The following is a 1,964-nucleotide window of genomic DNA, read 5'->3' as shown; positions in this document are numbered from 1 at the left end:
GCTGACACCCGGAATCAAGACCGGCTCGTCCAGGTGGTATAAGGACGGAGTAGCCGTCACCTCGGGACAAGACAGTTGCACTATAGCCGCAGCAGCATCCAAATATGCCCTGACGGTCAATACGAACCATATGAGCATTACATCGCCGCAGGTACGGTATACCTTCGAAGCGGTGTATATTGATGCGAACGGCCTGGAGATCGCTTTCCGCTCGGAGATACAATTCACCCGGCACCAGTCGGCGGGAGCCACGATCTGCGCTATCGCCTATGCCCCGGACGGGGTCATTTTCCGTAACGGCGAGGTCGCTTCGTTAAAGGCGCACTGCGACCTGTGGCGCGGGGCGGCAATCGATACGACCAACGTAACCTATTGCTGGGGTATCAAGGATTCTTCCGTCTTTGCCAATACGACCCTTTCGGCTGCTGCCGCGACCGGGGCCGTTACCGTAACCGTCGCTTCGGTAGCCAATATGGAGGCCGGGGGGAAGATTGTTATCGGTACGGCTACACATACGATCTCGACGGTCAATACTTCGACCAAAGCAGTTACCCTGACTTCCGCGTTGACGGCGGAGGCCGCATCCGGGGCTACGGTCAGGAACCCGTATTACAATGCCATGCTGGGAGCGGGCTGGTCGTGCCTGACTTCTTCCAACCCGCGCGGAGTAACGGCAGGGTGGACAAGCAATGAGATTACCATCACCGCCGATGCCGTCCTGAATTTTGAAACCTTCAAATGCGCGATTAAAGACACGGATACTTCGGCAGGCAATGCTTCCGCCAATAAGATCGTATGTGATATTATCTCCTTCTCGGATATGTCCGACCCTGTTATGGTGGATATCGTGAGCCAGAAGGGATTTATTATTAAGAACGACGCCAACGATGTGGACGCTAAAGCAGTGCTATACCGCGGCGGAGAGGAGCTGGACGCGGCAGGTACGGAATATACTTATACATGGAAACTCTGGAACGCGGCGGGTACGGCGGTCGCTAAAACCTATACGGGAAAAGCCGTTACCATTGCCAAAGCGGATGTGACGGGAAAGGGGGTATTGATGTGCGAGGTTTCAAAATGATCCGCTAAAAAGTACCGGCATGGAATCATGCTTATTAACTCCTTCTTTAAGAATAAATAAACGGCAAACACCGGTATTGCGAATAAAGAAAATACCGGTATTTGGATAAAAGATTACTACCTGTTATTGAAGGCGTTTCAGGCGGTACAATAATTGCCGGATTGCTTCCTGATAGTCATCGATAATAGCCTGGGTGAAGGCTTCCGTAAACAGTTCCCTCTGGGATTCCGTGTATTTGACAAACTCTTCCGCATGCTTTACGATATCCGATGGATTCTTTGTTTCAGGAATTACGATATCCAGGTCTCCTATTGTAGCATACGATGTTTCTACCAGGCGGTCGGTTACATCCAGCAGGTCTTCGATAGCCTGATCCAATGCAATGTGGGCGGAATAGCTGCCTGGGCCTGTAATATGCCAGTGATGCAGTTTCAGGCTGCTGTTAAATGAAAAGACTTTTCCGATAAATGCCGCAACCGCTACATGGGCAGATACAGCTTTTGATGATGTATTGTACATAATTTTGAAAAATTGGTTCATAATTATACCTGTAAATATAATGATTTTAATATTTTTTTACGGGATATTGCCTGATAAAATATTATTGTTGTATATCAAGGAAAATCCTTCCTGCATGCAGCCCCTGTCCATCGCTTCTAAAATAATGGTGCTAAAAGGGCGATAATAACAGTAAAGGTGAATAAATCTTATTCCCCGATAAATATCCGGGCTAAAATGCCCTGAATCCGCTTGTCTGTCTTACCTTTGTGCTTAAGCACGTAAGTGGCGCCGGTAAGCGGGCCACAAATGGGCTCATTGAATTCCCGGACTGTGCGCCGGTCTTCAGGGACAAATTACAGAGAGGTTCACAAATAATATATGA

General features: G+C 48.8%; 2 protein-coding genes. One reads left to right on the top strand and one right to left on the bottom strand.

The annotated features are described in order from the left end of the window. Positions 1-1,081 (top strand): hypothetical protein (locus ACFO6W_RS25990; RefSeq protein WP_380002042.1); only part of this gene is annotated, 1,081 nt, incomplete at its 5' end. Positions 1,082-1,204: 123 nt separating this feature from the next. On the opposite strand, the gene ACFO6W_RS25985 is transcribed toward ACFO6W_RS25990, so the two are convergent. Beyond that, positions 1,205-1,600 (bottom strand): DUF5856 family protein, encoded by a 396-nt coding sequence (locus ACFO6W_RS25985; RefSeq protein ID WP_380002040.1) that lies wholly within the window; start codon positions 1,598-1,600, stop codon positions 1,205-1,207. Positions 1,601-1,964 lie beyond the last annotated feature (364 nt).

The organism is Dysgonomonas termitidis, assembly GCF_042654545.1.
Classification (GTDB): domain Bacteria; phylum Bacteroidota; class Bacteroidia; order Bacteroidales; family Dysgonomonadaceae; genus Dysgonomonas; species Dysgonomonas termitidis.
Note: the sequence above shows the minus strand (reverse complement) of the source record. Positions and strands in the feature narration are given on the sequence as shown.